The 17101-nt window shown below is 50.1% G+C and carries 18 protein-coding genes; 13 read left to right on the top strand and 5 right to left on the bottom strand.

What is annotated here, in order from left to right; genetic code table 11:
- Window positions 1–283: 283 nt before the first annotated feature.
- The 4 genes from AC0YNV_RS32690 to AC0YNV_RS32705 all read right to left on the bottom strand — a co-directional run bounded on the left by AC0YNV_RS32690 (window position 284) and on the right by AC0YNV_RS32705 (window position 1651).
- Window positions 284–754, bottom strand: coding sequence for a MarR family winged helix-turn-helix transcriptional regulator (locus tag AC0YNV_RS32690; RefSeq protein WP_475771779.1), 471 nt, complete (start codon window positions 752–754; stop codon window positions 284–286).
- An 82-nt stretch (window positions 755–836) separates the two neighbouring features.
- Entirely contained in the window at window positions 837–1247 is a 411-nt protein-coding gene (locus AC0YNV_RS32695) for an MBL fold metallo-hydrolase (protein ID WP_475771780.1), read from the bottom strand.
- A 16-nt stretch (window positions 1248–1263) separates the two neighbouring features.
- The gene (locus AC0YNV_RS32700) at window positions 1264–1470 is read right to left on the bottom strand and encodes an MBL fold metallo-hydrolase (protein ID WP_475771781.1); all 207 of its coding nucleotides are present in this window, start codon (window positions 1468–1470) and stop codon (window positions 1264–1266) included.
- Complete coding sequence (locus tag AC0YNV_RS32705; RefSeq protein WP_475771782.1) at window positions 1451–1651, bottom strand: hypothetical protein; 201 nt, start codon at window positions 1649–1651, stop codon at window positions 1451–1453. The genes AC0YNV_RS32700 and AC0YNV_RS32705 overlap by 20 nt, the downstream gene beginning before the upstream one ends.
- A gap of 269 nt (window positions 1652–1920) precedes the next feature.
- Here AC0YNV_RS32705 and AC0YNV_RS32710 point away from each other — a divergent pair, with 269 nt between their 5' ends.
- Both AC0YNV_RS32710 and AC0YNV_RS32715 read left to right on the top strand, forming a co-directional pair.
- Complete coding sequence (locus AC0YNV_RS32710; RefSeq protein ID WP_210046803.1) at window positions 1921–2097, top strand: hypothetical protein; 177 nt, start codon at window positions 1921–1923, stop codon at window positions 2095–2097.
- Window positions 2098–2159: 62 nt separating this feature from the next.
- Window positions 2160–3164 carry a glycoside hydrolase family protein gene (locus AC0YNV_RS32715; protein ID WP_475771783.1) on the top strand — a complete coding sequence of 335 codons (1005 nt, stop codon included), beginning with the start codon at window positions 2160–2162 and terminating at the stop codon, window positions 3162–3164.
- 113 nt (window positions 3165–3277) lie between these two features.
- Here the strand turns inward: AC0YNV_RS32715 and AC0YNV_RS32720 are convergent, their stop codons facing one another.
- Window positions 3278–4351, bottom strand: coding sequence for a lactonase family protein (locus tag AC0YNV_RS32720; RefSeq protein ID WP_475771784.1), 1074 nt, complete (start codon window positions 4349–4351; stop codon window positions 3278–3280).
- 228 nt (window positions 4352–4579) lie between these two features.
- On the opposite strand from AC0YNV_RS32720, the gene AC0YNV_RS32725 reads away from it, so the two are divergent.
- The 11 genes from AC0YNV_RS32725 (at window position 4580) to AC0YNV_RS32775 (ending at window position 17023) form a co-directional block, all read left to right on the top strand.
- Window positions 4580–5344 (top strand): DUF2087 domain-containing protein, encoded by a 765-nt coding sequence (locus AC0YNV_RS32725; protein ID WP_475771785.1) that lies wholly within the window; start codon window positions 4580–4582, stop codon window positions 5342–5344.
- Between the two features lie 29 nt (window positions 5345–5373).
- Complete coding sequence (locus AC0YNV_RS32730; protein WP_475771786.1) at window positions 5374–5793, top strand: GIY-YIG nuclease family protein; 420 nt, start codon at window positions 5374–5376, stop codon at window positions 5791–5793.
- Complete coding sequence (locus tag AC0YNV_RS32735; protein WP_475771787.1) at window positions 5790–6395, top strand: hypothetical protein; 606 nt, start codon at window positions 5790–5792, stop codon at window positions 6393–6395. Before AC0YNV_RS32730 ends, AC0YNV_RS32735 begins: the two co-directional genes overlap by 4 nt.
- A gap of 169 nt (window positions 6396–6564) precedes the next feature.
- Window positions 6565–7116, top strand: coding sequence for an RNA polymerase sigma factor (locus AC0YNV_RS32740; RefSeq protein ID WP_475771788.1), 552 nt, complete (start codon window positions 6565–6567; stop codon window positions 7114–7116).
- Window positions 7113–8627 carry an extracellular solute-binding protein gene (locus AC0YNV_RS32745; protein WP_475771789.1) on the top strand — a complete coding sequence of 505 codons (1515 nt, stop codon included), beginning with the start codon at window positions 7113–7115 and terminating at the stop codon, window positions 8625–8627. Before AC0YNV_RS32740 ends, AC0YNV_RS32745 begins: the two co-directional genes overlap by 4 nt.
- Window positions 8624–10033: an extracellular solute-binding protein gene (locus AC0YNV_RS32750; RefSeq protein WP_475771790.1), complete on the top strand. Its 1410-nt coding sequence runs from the start codon at window positions 8624–8626 to the stop codon at window positions 10031–10033. The genes AC0YNV_RS32745 and AC0YNV_RS32750 overlap by 4 nt, the downstream gene beginning before the upstream one ends.
- 179 nt (window positions 10034–10212) lie before the next feature.
- A complete protein-coding gene (locus tag AC0YNV_RS32755) occupies window positions 10213–11481 on the top strand; it encodes an ABC transporter substrate-binding protein (protein WP_475771791.1) in 1269 nt (422 codons plus the stop codon).
- A gap of 148 nt (window positions 11482–11629) precedes the next feature.
- A complete protein-coding gene (locus tag AC0YNV_RS32760; RefSeq protein WP_475771792.1) occupies window positions 11630–13084 on the top strand; it encodes an S-layer homology domain-containing protein in 1455 nt (484 codons plus the stop codon).
- A 176-nt stretch (window positions 13085–13260) separates the two neighbouring features.
- On the top strand, window positions 13261–13659 hold the full coding sequence (locus AC0YNV_RS32765) for a GNAT family N-acetyltransferase (RefSeq protein WP_475771793.1): 399 nt from the start codon (window positions 13261–13263) through the stop codon (window positions 13657–13659).
- A gap of 92 nt (window positions 13660–13751) precedes the next feature.
- Window positions 13752–14249: an N-acetyltransferase family protein gene (locus AC0YNV_RS32770; protein WP_475771794.1), complete on the top strand. Its 498-nt coding sequence runs from the start codon at window positions 13752–13754 to the stop codon at window positions 14247–14249.
- 449 nt (window positions 14250–14698) lie between these two features.
- Window positions 14699–17023, top strand: a complete 2325-nt coding sequence (locus AC0YNV_RS32775) for a helix-turn-helix domain-containing protein (RefSeq protein ID WP_475771795.1) — start codon at window positions 14699–14701, stop codon at window positions 17021–17023.
- The last annotated feature ends 78 nt before the right edge of the window (window positions 17024–17101 follow it).

The raw sequence follows: 17101 nt of genomic DNA on the forward strand, positions 1-17101 counted from the left end.
GACACTTATAAGAAGGCTGTAAGACGCCAGTTGTAAGACGCTGTTTCCTCACTGCATGCGCGCAAATGGTGCGGCGAGAAGCTGCAGTAAGGTTTTTCCTTATAAGAAGCTGTTTTAACCGTTGAAACACCAACACGAGAGGCTGTAAGCCGTTTTATCCTTGCTGCATGCGCGCAAATGGTGCGGCGAGAGGCCGCAGTAAGGTTTTTCCTTACTGGAAGCTGTATTAGCTGTCGTAATTCCAACAAAGCGTTCCCAAAACAGGGCGCGGCTTCGCGGATAGTTAATCCGAAATAAGGCCGCGCTTGACCAGTGCCTGCTCAATCGGCATATGGCGTATGAGCTTCTCCATGGCATCCCCGGTCGCGGTCAGCTCCTCTTCCGTATAAAGCTGCCGGAACTGCTCATACATTCCGATTTCAATATGCCGGACAGACCCGGCAAGGGTCGTGCCTTTGGCTGTCAGTCTCAATAATACGTATCTCGAATCATTGGGATCGCTCATTTTATCGATCAGTCCGTCTGTGACCATCCGGTCGATTAGTCTCGAGGGGCTGCCCGTTTCACAAACTAACAAGCTTCCCAACTCCTTGAGCGAGATGGGCTGCCGCTCTTCGAGAACACGTATGACCTCCGCCTGTGAAGCCGTCAGATCATGCGCTTTGAGCTGATCATTCAGCATGCGGACGCCTTGACGCTGTGCAGCAAGAATCAAATAACGAAACCGTTCCGCTTCATAATAAAGATTGGACATAGACTCCTCCTGAATTTGTAGGCTGAAGCTTACGCTCCCTAACGGCGGACTGCAGCTAAGATAGGCCAAGCAGATGCCTATTCTAACCGATAATACAGGGTATGACATTTCCTTCATGATTGGCGAGAACCGCGCAGCAGTCCGCTCTTTGCACGAATTCGGCTATCCAGTGCAGGGATTGTGCCGCTTCATTCTTGCTCGTTGTCAGGCCTGGCAGGATGTGCTGCTTCCAGGACTTCTCGGCATAGTCGGCATCGCTTGCCAAGAGAACCCAGCCTTCCCCGGTTAGGACAAGAAAGGAAATATGGCCTTTGGAATGCTCGGGTGTATGGACTAAGTATAAGGAACCGTCATGGAATAGATCAAGTCCAAGCTTGAAGGGCCCATAAGGAATGTCCTTCAACGCAAATGTCTGAAGATTAACGCCCTCCCATATAGAGCGGATATATCCCGCATCCTTTACGGCTGCACGCAGCTCAATTTCACTGGTCATAATGCGCCTGGCACCGCTAAGGCTGCTTCAGGCCGCTCACATGGTCGGAATGAAGATGGGCCAGAATCACATAATCCAGATCCTTATCTTCCAGCCGCAGACTTGCGAGCCACGCGCACGGACTGAGCTTCAGGCAGTCTGCCTTGATAAATACTGTGGGCAAGACGCCCCAATTGCTTCTTTTGATCCAGACGCATATATCCTCAAGCCAGCCGATGTCCACCAGTATCCGGCCTTTCGGGTGCTCGATCAGATAGGCGGAAAAACAGGACCCACATCTTCCTGGAGCGCGGGCGCAGCCAGCCGGTGAAGGGTGCGGGATGCCAAGTTTTTTCTTTAAAAGCAAGCGCCTGATCGATGAAGACCTCGCCGGTATGCCAAACATGAAGATTAACAGCCTTCATTCCTCTCACTCCATTACGCTTTATGGATGACATATCATCTAATTACATGATAGATGATACGTCACTTATCTGCAACAACTATCGGAAGAAAAGTTACGTGAAGATAATGCGTCAATTGTTTATCAATCAGTTTGCGTAAATAGAAATCCTCCAATCAATTCTGTTATGAAAATAATCTCTTCATGGCATATCCGCTTGAACAAAAGCGAGGAATAATCGTATACTACTCATAGCAACATACAATCAAATAACAGGAGTTGGGAAAAATTATGGCTAAAAGCGCTGCGCGAAAGAAAAGGGAGAAGCGGCTGCGGCAGGGTGAGATGGATCCGAGATTGCTGCGGGGGAATTGGAACGGAGTCATGCCGGTGACGAAGGTTAAACCGGACAAACGGAAATATGCATATGCGAAAAGTGACGATGATCGAGTCTTTAAGATTGCTTAAAGAATGGATCATCGTCACTTTTTTTCTTTAATGGCCATTTTCCATAGAGAGGATGAATGGAATTGAAAAAGAATGTCCGTGCGAAACAGATTCCTGCGGGGAGGTATGAGCCCGACTACATCCATCCCGTACCTGTGCTTGAACATGGGGACCAAATGGATATGAACGGTGCGCGCGAGGCTTTTCTCTTTCAGCATGAGGGTCTTTTCTATCTGCATTATGACGGCAATGGTGAGAACGGCTGGAGCTGCTGTCAGGCTGTTTCCAGGGATTTGATCCATTGGGACAAGCGCGGCGAGCAGCTGCAGTCCGGACTGGCCGGAGAACTGGATCATGGAGGAGCATGTTATGGACCGACGTTCTTCTTTGAAGGCAAATGGCATCTCTATTATGTATCGGTCGAAAATACTTCCGGCGCTCCTTTCTACATACCGGCCCTTCCTTATCGTACAGGTCTGGCCACAGCGGATCATCCGGATGGGCCCTGGACCAAGGTGTCGACCAGTTTGCTTGCCCTCGGTGAGAAGGGCAGCTGGAACGAAGGCTGTATCTGTGCGCCTTATGTCCTTCAACTGGACGGCAGATATTTTGCTTTTTACAGCGCCAGCACGACAGGACCTGACTATTACCGGACAATCGGGCTGGCAGTATCGGATTCGCCGGGCGGACCATGGGAGCTGTCTCCTGAGCCCTTGCTGCCTCCCGGGGAGCAGCTGGAGAATGCGAGTTTGTATTATGAGCCCGTATGCAGCCTCTGGTTCATGTTTGTCAATCATGTGGGACGCGATGAAGCCGGCAATGAATTTACCGAGGCGGTATGGGTCTATTGGAGCCGCAGCGTAACGGAGTGGGATCCTGAGGATAAAGCCATCGTTCTGGATGCGTCCAATATACCCTGGGTCAAACAGGCGGTTGGACTTCCGGCATGTTTGGTCGTGGGCAGTAAGCTGTGGATTGGCTTTGACGCCTGCAAGGAACCTGTGAATTCGGCTAATATCGGCAACGCGCACCGGGATATCGGGATGTGCAGCTTTGATCTGCCGCTGCGTGCGCCTGTATTGGAGTGATTGTCCTCATCGGCATGCAAATTCAATTTCACGTCGAAACAAAGAAATAACCTTGCTGCGTCGTTTTGGACGCTTGGCAAGGTTATTTTTTGCAGCCATCAGCCGTACTGATTCTACAAATAAAAAGGCTGGACGCACACAGGCTTGGACACCTCAATGCTGTTGCCTGTGTAATGCAATTTGCCCGATTCACGGTCGACCTGGAAGGTTACGATATTGTTCGTGTCCCGGTTGGCGGCAATGAGATAGCGCCCTCCAGGAATCAGGGCAAAATGCCGCGGGTGGGCGCCCTGCACATCGGCATGCTCCACAAGCGTCAGCCTGCCAGATTCTTCATCAATGGCATAAACAACGATGCTGTCATGCCCGCGGTTGGAGCCGTAAAGAAACCGTCCATCCTCCGAAACGGCGATTTCGGCGCATGTATTTTCTCCTTGAAAGCCATCCGGCAAAGTGGGGACCGTTTCAATGGAGGTTAACCGCCCTTTTTCCGCATCATAGGCAAAGCCAGTTATCGTTGAATCCACTTCATTGATGACATAGGCATATTTTCCGTCAGGGCGGAAAGTAAAATGCCTCGGACCCGCGCCCGGATGGAGGCTAGTCTCCTCATGGAGCACCAGCCGGCCTGCGTCTTCCTCAATGACATAGCTGCTGATGCGGTCAAGACCCAGATCCTGCACAAACAGGAACCTGCCGTCCGGGCTGAAGATGGCGGAGTGGGGATGGGGCTGATTCTGACGTTCCGGATGCAGTCCATGGCCTTCATACTGCTTGACATCGGCAAGCTTTCCGACATGGCCTTCAGCTGTTAATTCGACCAAACCAATCATGCCTCCATGATAGCTCGCCACGATCAGGTATTTACCGCTGGGATCCCTCTGGATATGGCAGGTTGGCGCTTCAACGGTAGCCGCTTTGTTCAATAAGTTCAAAGCTCCGGTCGCGGCATCGATGGCAAAAGCGGCCGCTTCCCCGATTTTTTTGCCCGAGGCATCGGTACCCTCCGAGATTGCGTACAATCTGTGTTTGGCAGCATCGACATTCAGAAAAGTCGGATTCTTAAGTCCCTGGTATTCATAGGCAAGCGTCAGCGATCCCGTATTTTCCGCAAAGCGGTAAACATAGACCCCGCTGTTCTCCGGTTCCGCATAGGAACCTGCAAATATGTACAATGATTGACTCATCCGATAAATTCCTCCTCTTGCTCGATATTCACTTCCACGCTTCCATTATAAAGTGTGATGGGGATACAAACAAACTCTCTTTCTTCTGCACCGCTTCATCCGGAAGGCCCAGCTGCCTGGTTCCGAAGACGCGTGCGTGAGAGCCATATCGATACGCATATTGATATAAACCAAACATAATGATAGTATATCTATAAATAAGACAAACAACATGTGGAGATGTTTAATATGAATGTGTCGGAGTATTTTTACAGCGCATCACTGCAGGATTTGAAGAACGGTTATGTGTTCGATCCGGCTGCGGCAAGCTATTATTGCTTGATCTGCGGCGAGGGGTTCGAAGACGGCGATGTATACCCTGCCGGGAACCGCTTCATGGAAGCGCGCAAATATGTCCTTTACCATATCGGGCAGGCGCATGGTTCCATGCTGGAATATTTGCTCGGACTGGATAAGAAAGCAACGGGCCTGACCGATTTGCAAAAGCAGCTGATCGGCGCCTTCGCTTCAGGTCAGACGGACGCGGAGACGGTCAAGCTGACAGGAGCAGGCAGCGCTTCGACGATCCGGAATCACCGATTCGCCCTTAAGGAGAAGGCCAGGCAGGCCAAATTATTTCTGGCCACGATGGAGCTGATGGAAGCTGCGCTCCCCGGCGGGGCGAAGTTCATGCCGGTTCACCGCGCTGCGCCGCAGGTCGATGAGCGGTATGCCTTGACCCAGGAGGAGTATACGAAGCTTTTGGCCAAGTATTTGCCGGATGGACTGAATGGGCCGCTCACGGGGATGCCGCGCAAAGAGAAGCAAAGAGCCGCACTGCTGCGCCATATTTCCACAAACTTCCAGAAAGGCAGCAAGTATTCGGAGGCGGCGGTTAATGACATTTTACGGCGCTTTCTAAGCAAAGACTACGCCACGCTCCGCAGACAGCTCATCGATTATCGTTTTCTGAGCCGTGAGAGCGATGGCAGCGCATATTGGCTGACGGTTTAATATAGGAATCATTCAGGAGGATTTCAGACATGGATCGAAGAAAAGAATTGCAAAATGAATTTGCTATGAAGAAGAGAACGATGGGTGTTTTTCAAATCAGGAGTCTCGGCAATGGAAAACGCTATATCGCCTCGACATCGACGCTCGATTCGGCCTGGCATCGTGAACGCTTTATGCTGAACATGGGCTCCCATATCAATTCCCTGCTGCAGGCGGACTGGAAGCAAGACGGCGAAAAACAGTTTGAGTTCGAGGTGCTGGAGTCGCTCAAGCTGGGCGATGAGGTCAGAAACGATTATAAGGATATCAAAGTTCCCGGCGGGGGCGTACAGCGGAATGTCGTCATGGCTTACAGGGATGAACTGAAGAAGTTGGAGAAGAAATGGATGGATCAGCTTATGCCCTACGATCCGCATGGCTATCACAAACCGCCTAAAGGAGGATCATGATGAAACGGATGCCACTTGAACGTCCAACCGGGCATTATGATGAACGAATTTTTAATATCGATGAGCAAATTTGCGCACTGCTAAAGCAGCGAAAGGAATCTTCGGACCATAATCCAGGTTTTCCGCCATTTGAGCATATCTCTGGATGGGCCGATTCTTTTGAACTTTACGAAGATTTCTTGAAAGCGGTATTTGGCGTTTTGAGGAATGAAGAATATTTTAAACCTATAGCAGATCCATCTGGATTCCGAAAGCATATCCCGATTCTGAAATCGATTGAACAGGGAGAGCTTTTTTATTCGTTAACTTCCATACGGCAATATAACAATGCAAGTGTAATAACGTTTAGTATAGATCAGGACATTATCATTGACCTTCCGGAAAACCAATATAAACACAGTTATTTTGAGCTCTATTTAGGAGAAGAATACGACAGTCGAATGACTAATGGTGGACATTCATCAGGGCATTCTTCCTATAGCTACGTAATAACTCCGCCTTTACCGGACGATATTTCAGGAATTGAATTAAAGTTCAGTGAATATAGTGCTCCTTTTAAGAACAAACCGACAGGTATTGAGGTAGTCTTTCAGGTGGAATGACTTTTCAAGGAGCAATACCATGCCGGCAGTCGGTCCCGATTGCCGGTTCTTTCTGTTTTAATCCCCGCCGATATTTCTTTCATTGTATAATCGTGGAAATAGATAGGGAACCATTCTCCTTTCCGATTCGTCTACTTTTGCGAGGTGAACACAGTTGCAGTTCGATTACTTGAAACATGTTAAAGGCGGCTTGGACCGTCATGCCGTGCTCGACGAACTGATGCAGGCTTACGGCAAAGACGTCTGGAACTTCGCCTTCTTCATGACGCATCGAAGAGAGCTGGCCGACGATATTACCCAGGATGTATTCATCAAGGTGTTCGAGCATCTGTATAATTTCCGGGGTCAATCGTCGGTGAAAACATGGCTGCTGGCCATTACCCGCAATACGGCGCGCGACGTGCTGCGGTCGGCCTGGATTCGCCGTGTGACGCTCATGCCCAGCCGTCATGCGCAGCAGCAGACTCATGCTTCAGCGGAACAGGAGACAATCGACAAGCTCATGACCGAGCAGGTCTGGGGTGTCGTATTGAAGCTGCCTGCCAAGCTGCGTGAGGTAATGCTGCTGAGCAGTCATTACGGACTGTCGATGAATGAAATGGCGGACATGCTTGGAGTATCGACGGGCACCGTGAAATCAAGACTTCACCGGGCAAGGGCGGCGGTTAACCGCAAGCTGTCCGATGATGCCATGCTGACCGGGGAGGAAAAGTGGACATGAAGGATCCGGTAAATCAATGGGAGCGCCGGCTGGCGGAGAAGCCTCCAATCCGAAATGGGTTCACCTCAGATCTTGAACGCAAAGTGAGGGAACGCATCCGCATGAGAGAGAAGAAACGAAAATCGCCGTTTCGGGCTGCTGCGGCTCTGATGAGCGTGGTTGTGCTGCTTGGCTGCGGCTGGTGGTTCCGCGACGATTTGATGCAAATTCTACAGCCAGGCCATGCCGAAGACGACATGTCTGCGCTTTTGAACGACTCCCTGGAGGATGAAGGGGATCTTATCCTTAAAGTCCAGGACTCCAAATACAGCAATTTTATGAATGATATCGGACGGCCGTTTGTTCTGCGTCATCCATCGGTGGAGTTCCGTTTGTCATTGCCTTCGGACGCTTCACTGAAGAATCTTGCGGAATGGGTCGATCATGAAATGCCCGATGTGCTCCGTTTGACGCCGACTCAGTTCCAGGACCTTGCGGGACAAGGGAAATTGAAGTCTCTAGATATTCTGGCGGACAAGGATGGTGTAAAGCTGGATTCTATGTACGATCCGGTAGTCAAGACTATCCGTCAGCTTGGCGGAGGGGAACTGTATGGTTTTGCGCCAATCTTCAGCACGGAAGCCGTATATGTCAACAAGAAATTATTTGAGAAATACAAAATTGAGCTGCCAAAAGACGGAGTAACGACCGATGAGCTGCTGCAGATTGCCATGAAATTCAATGGCACCGGAGCTGCCGGACTATCCACCTCAACAGGCAGAAACGGATTCAGTTTGTTCAGCCAGTTAGGGAGCATCTCGGGACTGCGTTCGCTAAGTCCCGACGGCAGCCAATTGACGCTGGATACTCCGGCATGGAACAGCCTTTGGAGCAAAGTGACGGAGGGGCTGAAGGCTGGCTGGATCTTAGACAATGTGATTAATTGGGCAGAACATCCGGGCGGACTATCGATGGAGCAATTGAGAAAGCTTGATGCCTTCGCCAATGGCAAGGCGGCGATGTCCATTAATACCTATTCTTACGGGAATCAGCTGGCCCAGTATAAGGTAAAGCCGTCGGACGTCGAGTGGATGGCGGTTGCCCCGGCTGTGGTTGACGCATCGGCTGGTTTTTATCTGGATATGATCTATGCGGTCAATGCGCAGACGACTCAAGAGAAAGCGGCATGGGAGCTGGTGAAATTCGCAGGAGGGCCGGAGTACGCCAAAAAACTGCTCACTCAGACAGGCTCTTTGCCTGTTTATATGGATTCCAGGCAGTTAGCCTCCATGCCCGCCGAGCAGTGGAAAGCCTTTTACCCGCCTGGGCTGGATCCGGAGCAAATTACGGCTTCCATCAAGCGCTCCGGCAATGAGGAGCAGGCAAAGGCGCAGGGGCAAATCTATCAGATCGGCTCTGAGACGATGAAGACGGTGCTGGACGGCAAGCTGCAGGCAGACAAAGCGCTGGCCAGCATGGAGGAGAAGCTGCAGAGCGCGAATCCCGATCTTCGAAAGGGGACTTCTCCATGATTAGCAGCTGCTTGATTACCATATTCGCAGCCCGCCGGAACAAGCGATTCCTGATGAATATGACGGGCAGCTGGCTGCCCGTCTTTGCAGGCTTGATCCTTCTCCTGCTGATATCGGGCTGTACGGATAGTTCCTCTACGCAGAAGACTGCAAGTGTGCTCAAGGTGGCCGGGATAGACGAAACGACATTTGAATTCTATTATCAGGATTATTTTGATCTGGTTTACCCTGACCTTCCGGTTGAATTGGTTGCCATGGGAGATATTTATCAGGATAAAGACCCCATAGAGGCCTACAGGCAGCTGATTGAAAAGGAGAAGCCGGACATTGTTATTTTGCCGTCGGCTTATTACAGCCCGCTCGCAGATCAAGGCCTATTGGAGGATTTGACCGGCTGGATGAGCCGCTCGGACATGGCGGAGACGGATTATCAGCCGGGAGTTATAGCGATGCTGAAGGATAATGAAGAGAACAAAATATATGGCCTGGCTCCCTCATACGATTCTTCGCTGCTGTATTATAACGCCGATTTGTTCAAGCAGTACGGTATTGATCCCCCGACAAGCGGGATGACCTGGAAAGAGCTGCTTCAGCTGTCTTACCGCTTCAAGCAAGCGGGAGGCGGCATTGTCGGCTATCATGATCCATGGATGCAGGACCTGAATGCCCTTATATTCGATACGCTGAATGGCACCGAAGGCCTGCAGCTTGTAGATTGGAAGCGCGGCCAGCATCTGATGGATACGCCCGCCTGGCATGATCTGCTGCAGACAGCCGTTGAAGCGGTTCGCAACGGGTCCATCGTCATTAAGGGTGTGGAGGTTCGCGTGGAGGACGGCGGCAGCTGGATCGACGAGGGGGCGATAGAGAAGCAGGATCTCTTCGCCAAGGGAAAAGCTGCGATGACCATCGATATGTATGGCAACAGGAGCCGATTTGATCAATCCAAGTTTGCCTGGAGCGCGGTCCTGCCTCCGGTGAACAGCGCTACCCGGGAGTCGGGCGGCTTCATGCGGATGGATGGGGTTTTCAGCATATCCGCAAGCTCCGCGTTCAAGGAGGAGGCCTGGAAAATAATCCAGTTCATTGGCGGCGAGCGTGCTGCCAAGGTGATTTCCAAAACCGATGGCGGATTGTCGATCCGCCGCTCAGGACTTCAATTCAACGCCAATCCGCTTGCGGCTATTGCCTTCGAGCAGAAGCCGACTCTTAATGCGATTGACTTCACTGACCGAAGAGATTTCTATTTGAATGAGAATGCCATGGTTCAGAAGGAGCTGCAGATTGTGCTTCAGGGTAAGCAAAGCCTGGACGCCGCGATTCAAAGCATGCAGAAGCAGGGACAGGCGTTTGTTGATGCCTTCGTGAAGAAGAACAAAGCGGATGAGGAGAAGACGGAACCGTGAGCGGGAGTGGGAAAAGAGATCATCGGATGCGCTGTGCCGCGGCTTTTCCGGCCGTTGAGGACATGAAGGCTGCTGACAATGCCGGAGAACAGGGTGACTGGCGGATTCCCCGCCGGAAGTAGAGCGGGGCCGCCATCATAGCCCTGTTGATGATTGGCTTGTCATTGATGGGAGGGTGCATGGATGGGCCCTCAAACGAAAAGACGGCTAACTCTCTAGTGATTGCTGTCAACTCCGAGATTGCTTACGATTCGGATTATCGGGATTACCTGGAGGCAGCTTTTCCGGATTTGAAATTCCGGCTGTTTGAGATGAAGATTGAGCCTGCCAAGGAGATGACCGGGCAATTAAAGCAGTTTATGCAGCGGGAGCAGCCGGATTTAATTATCGGCGTATTTGGTTATTACGTGTCGCTGGCCAACAGCGGATTGCTTGAGAATCTGTCGGTACGTCTGAAGGGCAGCGGAATATCAGCGGATGATTTTCAGCCTGGCGTTATCGAACGGCTTAAGCAGACGGCGGATGGGGAGCTGTACGGCTTGGCAGGGGAGTTTGACGCTCCTGTGCTTGTTTATAATCAGGATTTGTTTGCAAAATATGCCGTCGAGCTTCCCCATAATGATATGACGCTCCCGGAAATCTTCGAGCTGGCCAATTCATTCGCCCGGGCGGGCAGCGCTGGGGACGGGGTGGTCGGATTTCATCAATCGTTAAGCAGTATGCCGGCAGATCAGCTGAATAATTTGGCCCTGAGTGAAGGCATTCAGGCCTACAATCTGGACAAAGGCAAGATGACAATCGATACGCCGTCCTGGAAAATAGTCTTTCAAACGGTTGTCGATATGTATCGGGCCGGAACGCTTATGATGCAGGATGTTAAGACCGACAGGATAGGCGCGATGGAGGTATATGGACCGGAAGCGGTGGCTGAAGCAGATTTGTTCAAGCAGGCCAAGTCGGCCATGACGCTGGCGGATCATGGCCAGTATGCGCAGACCGGATTCAGGACCGGAGAGGCGACGCCGCCCGTTACCTCCTCCGATCGAAGCCGTACGTATCATATCTACGTGCCCAATATTATGAGCATTCGCTCAGGATCACCAAACGCGGATGAGGCCTGGGAGGTTATCCGGTTTATGAACAGTGACCATATGGCGAAAGTCCGGGCCAATCTGAAGGATGATGGCTTCTCAAGCCTTAAAACCTATCAGCAGTATGATCGCGAGCCGGTCGTGGACGAGCTCTATGAGCTCCATTCCGTTCCACTGCCGACAGATGTTCCTCCTATGTCTCTCGATGTGGAAATGAAATTTTTTAATCAGCTCGCGGAGCTGGAAAACCGGGAAATCACGGCTGTAGTCAAGAAAGAGAAAACACTGGATGCAGCCATTCAAGTCATGCAGAAAGAAGGCCAGTTCCTGCTGAACGCGGCGATGCGCGCCGAGTGATAAAGAAGCGAATGAAGCGGACGAAAGAAAAAACAGAACGATGTTTATTCTTGGTATTGAAAAAATATTAATTCCTCATATTAGACTAAAAAATAATCTGATAGAATAGGAGGGGGATATAAAAAAAGGTATAAATTGGAGGAAAAACATGAAGAACAAGACGATCAGGATGTTTGCTCTTTCCTTGGTTTCTGTATGTTTGTTATTTTCATCGTTTGGCGTGGCATTCGGCGACACTGCATCAGCAGCATCGGATATTAAAGGGCATTGGGCGGAAAGCCAAATCAGCGGCTGGATCGATAAAGGCTATATTAAAGGTTACGAGGATGGGAGCTTCAAACCCAATAAGACAATAACCAGAGCAGAATTTAGTACACTGATTAACCGTTCTTTTGGATTTTCGGAAACAGCAGCAATTTCATTTGGAGATGTGGCCTCAAGCTACTGGGCCTACTCCGAAGCGGCAAAAGCTGTCAAAGCAGGATACATAAAAGGTTATGAGGATGGAACATTCGGGGTCAGCAAGCCGATAAGCAGACAGGAGGTTGCTGTTATTATTGGCAGATTGCTAAACCTGCCTGCTGTTAGTGCAGGAGCGTCATTTCAGGATGCAGGCCTGATCGCTGAATGGGCCAAAGATGCAGTGGGCCGGGCTGCTGCCAGTAATATTTTAGTAGGATATAAAGAAGACGGCAGCTTTAAGCCAACCAGCCCAATTACTCGTGCAGAAGCGGTCGTAACATTGGATCGCATTATTTCATACAAAGCGCCAACTGGATCAGCTGGATCAGTTGGGCCGGCTGGACCAGCAGGACCCGCAGGATCAACCGGACCCGAAGGATCAACCGGATCCGCAGGACCAGCAGGGCCGTCAGGAGCAACGGGACCAGCGGGGCCGGCAGGAGCAACGGGACCAGTGGGGCCGGCAGGAGCAGTAGGGCCAGCAGGACCGGCAGGAACTGATGGGGTAAATGGGGCAGATGGGATAAATGGAGCAGTAGGACCGGCAGGACCGGCAGGAGCAGTAGGGCCGGCGGGACCGACGGGGCCGGCAGGAGCTGTAGGACCGGTGGGGCCGGCAGGAGCAGATGGAGCAGCAGGAGCCGACGGAGCAGATGGAGCAGCAGGGCCAGCAGGAGCAGATGGAGCCGACGGAGCAGCAGGGCCACCAGGACCGGCAGGTGTGGTAAGCTTTGCAGACTTTTTTGCCTTGATGCCTCCTGATAATGCAGCAACAGTTGCTCCGGGTACAGACGTAAATTTTCCGCAAGACGGACCTAGTAACGGAACTATTATCCGTACTGGTCCCAGTATGTTCAACTTGCCCGCAATTGGCACATATCAGGTCTTGTTTCAGGTGAGCGTGACCGAAGCGGGACAATTGATGTTAACGCTCAACGGCGCTGATTTGGCTTATACGGCAGTTGGGCGGGCTACAGGTACTTCTGAAATAGCAGGAATGGCTCTTGTGCAGACGACGGTCATCAATTCGGTACTCACTGTACGAAATCCAGCGGGCAATTCCACGGCACTAACCCTTACTCCTCTGGCAGGAGGAACAAGGCCTGTATCAGCACATCTTATTATTACGCAAGTTGCATAGATGGAGATAGAGCGGCAAATCTATGGTGTCCTCACCTTATTACAAGGTGGGGATTTTCCATGTCTGGATCGGTGCATAGGCGCGATTTGGAGGAAAAAATAGTGGAACAGCTTCTTTAGCCAGGACAAATATATGCTATACTAGCTGGAAACTAAACTAGAATAAGAGGTGGGCAAATGGCGATAGCGTACAAGATTAATGCTCCGCTTCTCTCAGGGGACGTTTCCGATGTATTCAAAAGCTCGGGCATCAAACGTCCGGCAGATGACCTTGACCGTATCCAGCGGATGATTGACAACGCCGACATTAATGTATCGGCCTGGGACGGGGACAAGCTCATCGGATTGGCCAGAGCGATTACCGATTTCTCTTACTGCTGCTATTTGTCCGATCTGGCAGTAAGTCAGGAGTATCAGAAGAGCGGGATTGGAACAGAGCTTGTCAGGCAGCTGCGTGAGCATCTGGGGGATGAGGTCTCTTTATTATTAATCTCCGCGCCGACCGCGATGGATTATTACCCGCGTATCGGGTTTGAGAAGAATGACCGGGCATTTATAATACCAAGATCGAAGTAACGAGCGTTTGCAGGGCCTGTTATTCACCAAACCTTGGAAACATGAAGGCCATTATATCAATCCGGCAGCATGCCGTTTCGGAGGACTTCCACATGCATGAAATAAGATGGGCACGGCTGGAGGATGCCGGAGATTTGGGACGGGTGCACGCCGCATCCTATAGGGATGCTTATAAAGAGATCATGCCGGCTGATTATTTGGTCAAGGTTGCGGCTGAGGAACAGGCCAGGCACTTTGAACATTCCCTGTCTCAAGGCATGGAACGGACTGCAATCATGCTGGTCAATGAAACAGCAATAGGCTGTCTGATAATCAACCCCTCCATTGAAGGCTTCGAAAGCACCGCTGAAATTTCGGCAATTTACCTGTTGAAGGAATATCAAGGCTCAGGGTATGGGACCCGTCTGCTTGATTGGGCACTGGAGCGATTGAAGGAGCTGGGTTACATAAAAGTGATTCTGTGGGTGCTCCAGGAGAACAAGGCCGCAATCGGCTTCTACGAGCGTCGAAGCTTTGAATTCGACGGCACGGAGCGGGAGATCTACCGGGGCAGGAATTTGCGCCAAATGCGATTTCAAAAGGCGTTATGACAAGGCCTGATCGATTACGATGGAAAATAGGATAGAACCGTTCACAAGGCTGCCAATCCATTGGCAGCCTTGCTGCGTTATTAAATGCTTGTCAGGCAGCGTGAGCATATATCCGTCAGAACCTATATTTCCGGCAGGCAGAACGCAAGAACTGTCTATAGGCTATCGTTTTTGTTTTTGATAAAATGGAGAAAGTTCGGTCAAGAGCGGCCGGAAGAATGTATAAAAATGGGCGGGAAAAGTGATTCCCGGTATAGCCGGGGGTGAATCTGAGATGAGCTGAATGAGAGCGTTTACAGTTCTGCTGAATGACTTCAAATAAGAGATGTGCCGGGCTGTACCCAAAGGAACCGACTTCTACTTGGGGTACGGCCTTCTATATTTCAGGGTCCGGGTCCGGCTATCGCTCATAATCGCAATGTCGCTAATCTCATATTAGGAGGGGGACAATGAGATGGAACTGGAAAGAGAAACCGTTTGTTAGCATGAAATCGACTTTATTGCGAAGAATGATTTTGTTGATGCTGGCTGCCGCCGTTCTGCCTACCCTGATTGTAGGCGTGAGCAGTTATTCATTCTCCGCCGCGGCGCTGCAAAATGAAGTGAACCGGGCAAATATCCAGCTTTTAGAGAATTCTTCCGCAACCATTGAAAATGAGCTGCAAAATATTCAAGACAGTACGCTGCAAATGCTGTTTCTTCCCCTTTTTTGGGATGGGGCCTTGCAGAAGGTCAAGAATAATGAACTTGAATATAATATGCAGGTTTCCCAGTTTTTCTTGTCCTTTCAAACCAATCACAAGCTGATACTGGATATCTCGATGTATGTCAAAGACAACTATTTGCTTTCTTCATCCTCCGGTCTATTCAAAGTGACACCAATTTACGATATTAACAAGCTGAACGAGGCAATCGGGTTTCCGAAATCGTTCCAATGGGTAAACGAGATATTCCATATCCGCCCCAATGATACGGCAAACGGAATTACATTTGTCTGCAAGCTGCCTTTGCAGGATAGCAATCCGTTTGGACTGATGCTTGTCAGGATTGATAAGAAGCTGTTCCAGGATGCTATCCAGCGCTCCGTTGTTTATCCCGGACAGATGATCGCTGTTGTAGATAACGAGGATAAAACGGTTGTTAATTCTTCCGAATCCGTATTGCCATCAGAATTAATTGACACGATTCGAGAAAAAACCGGATCCAACCACAAGCTTCACTATACATGGAATAACCAGGACTATTTAGTGACGACTCTTACATCAGCTTATACCGGATGGCAGTACATTGATCTGATTCCGGCAAGGCAATTGAATGCGAAATCGGCAGGGATCGGAATCATTACGGCGGCTGTTCTGGCTGCCGTTCTGCTGCTTGCTTTTGTCTTTACTTTTCTCGGGACCCGATGGGTCTACCGGCCGGTTGCCAATCTTTTGTCCCGTATGAGGCGTGATTCCACTGAAAGTGATACAGATGGAGATGAAATCGGTTATTTGGAGCAACATTGGCTGGAGTTAAAGGATAAAACCAGAGAGCTGCAGCATCAACTATCACGCCAGTTACCCATTATTCAGGAATCTTTTGTTATGCAGGCGCTTCATGGTCATCTTATCCACTATTCGCAGAGCGAACTCGAGAACTTATTCCACCGTTACGGTCTTCCGCAGCGGGCCATTTTCTCCGTTTTTATTCTGACTTACGATAGGAGCTCAACACTCGAAGGAAGGTTCTCGGATCGGGATCGTGATCTTATTGCATTTGCAATGAAGAATATAGTAAGCGATATGATCAGCAATTATGAGCGTTCCTTCCTTGGCATTACCGTTAATCTGTTGAATGACCAGGTCGCTGTACTCCTTTGGAATCGAACGGACACGAAAATCAACATGGAAGCGGTGGCTGCATGGAACGCTTCGGTTAAAGCATTTTTGGAAGAGGTTAGGGTTGTTCTGGCGAACTATTTGCGGCTGCCAATAACGGTTGGACTTGGGACCGCAACCCATGAAATTCGCGATCTGGCGCAGGTGTACCGGCAAGCCGCTTCTGCATTATCCTCCCGGTTGGTCGTAGGGGGAGAACAGGTCATTGACCAGGATAATGCCTTCTTGAAGACAAGCGGGAGCTATCGTTATCCAATTGAGCTGGAGCAGCACTATGAGGAATCATTGAGGCAAGGGGATCTGGCGGAGTCGCAGCGCATGCTTCACGAGTTCTCCTTGTATGTGGTGAGTGCCACCCATGTGCCTAAAGTGATCCATATGTCGTATACACAGCTTCTGGGTACTACCATGCGTACCGTTTATCTGCTGGGCATGGATATGGACGCCATTTTTAAAGACGAGGAACCTTATGAACATTTGCGCAAAATGCAAAATATGGATGATTTAAACCGTTGGTTTCTTCAGGAATTAATTACTCCGATTGTCCGGTTTGTGCAAAATAAAACCTATATGGAGCACGAGCAGATTATTGAGAATGTAGTCGCCTTTATACAAGAAAATTATCATCTGGAGATTTCCCAGGATCAATGTGCACGCGATGCCGGAATTAGCCGGACACATCTCAGCAAGCTGTTTAAACGGTTCAAGCAAATCTCGTTCACCGATTATTTAACGCAAATCCGTATTGAACGGGCAAAGCAAATGCTGCGGGAAACCACGATCCCCGTTAGTGATATTTCCGAAAAGGTTGGTTATTTGCATACGCAAAACTTTATTCGTGTTTTTAAAAAAAATGTAGGAAGCACTCCGGGGCAGTTTCGCGAACAAGAATAACATGATCGAGATAACGGCTATCCACAAGTCTGTTAAGACGGAGGGTAGCCGTTTTTGTATGAGTGCTCCTTTTGTGAA

This window comes from Paenibacillus sp. JT31N11 (genome assembly GCF_056269285.1).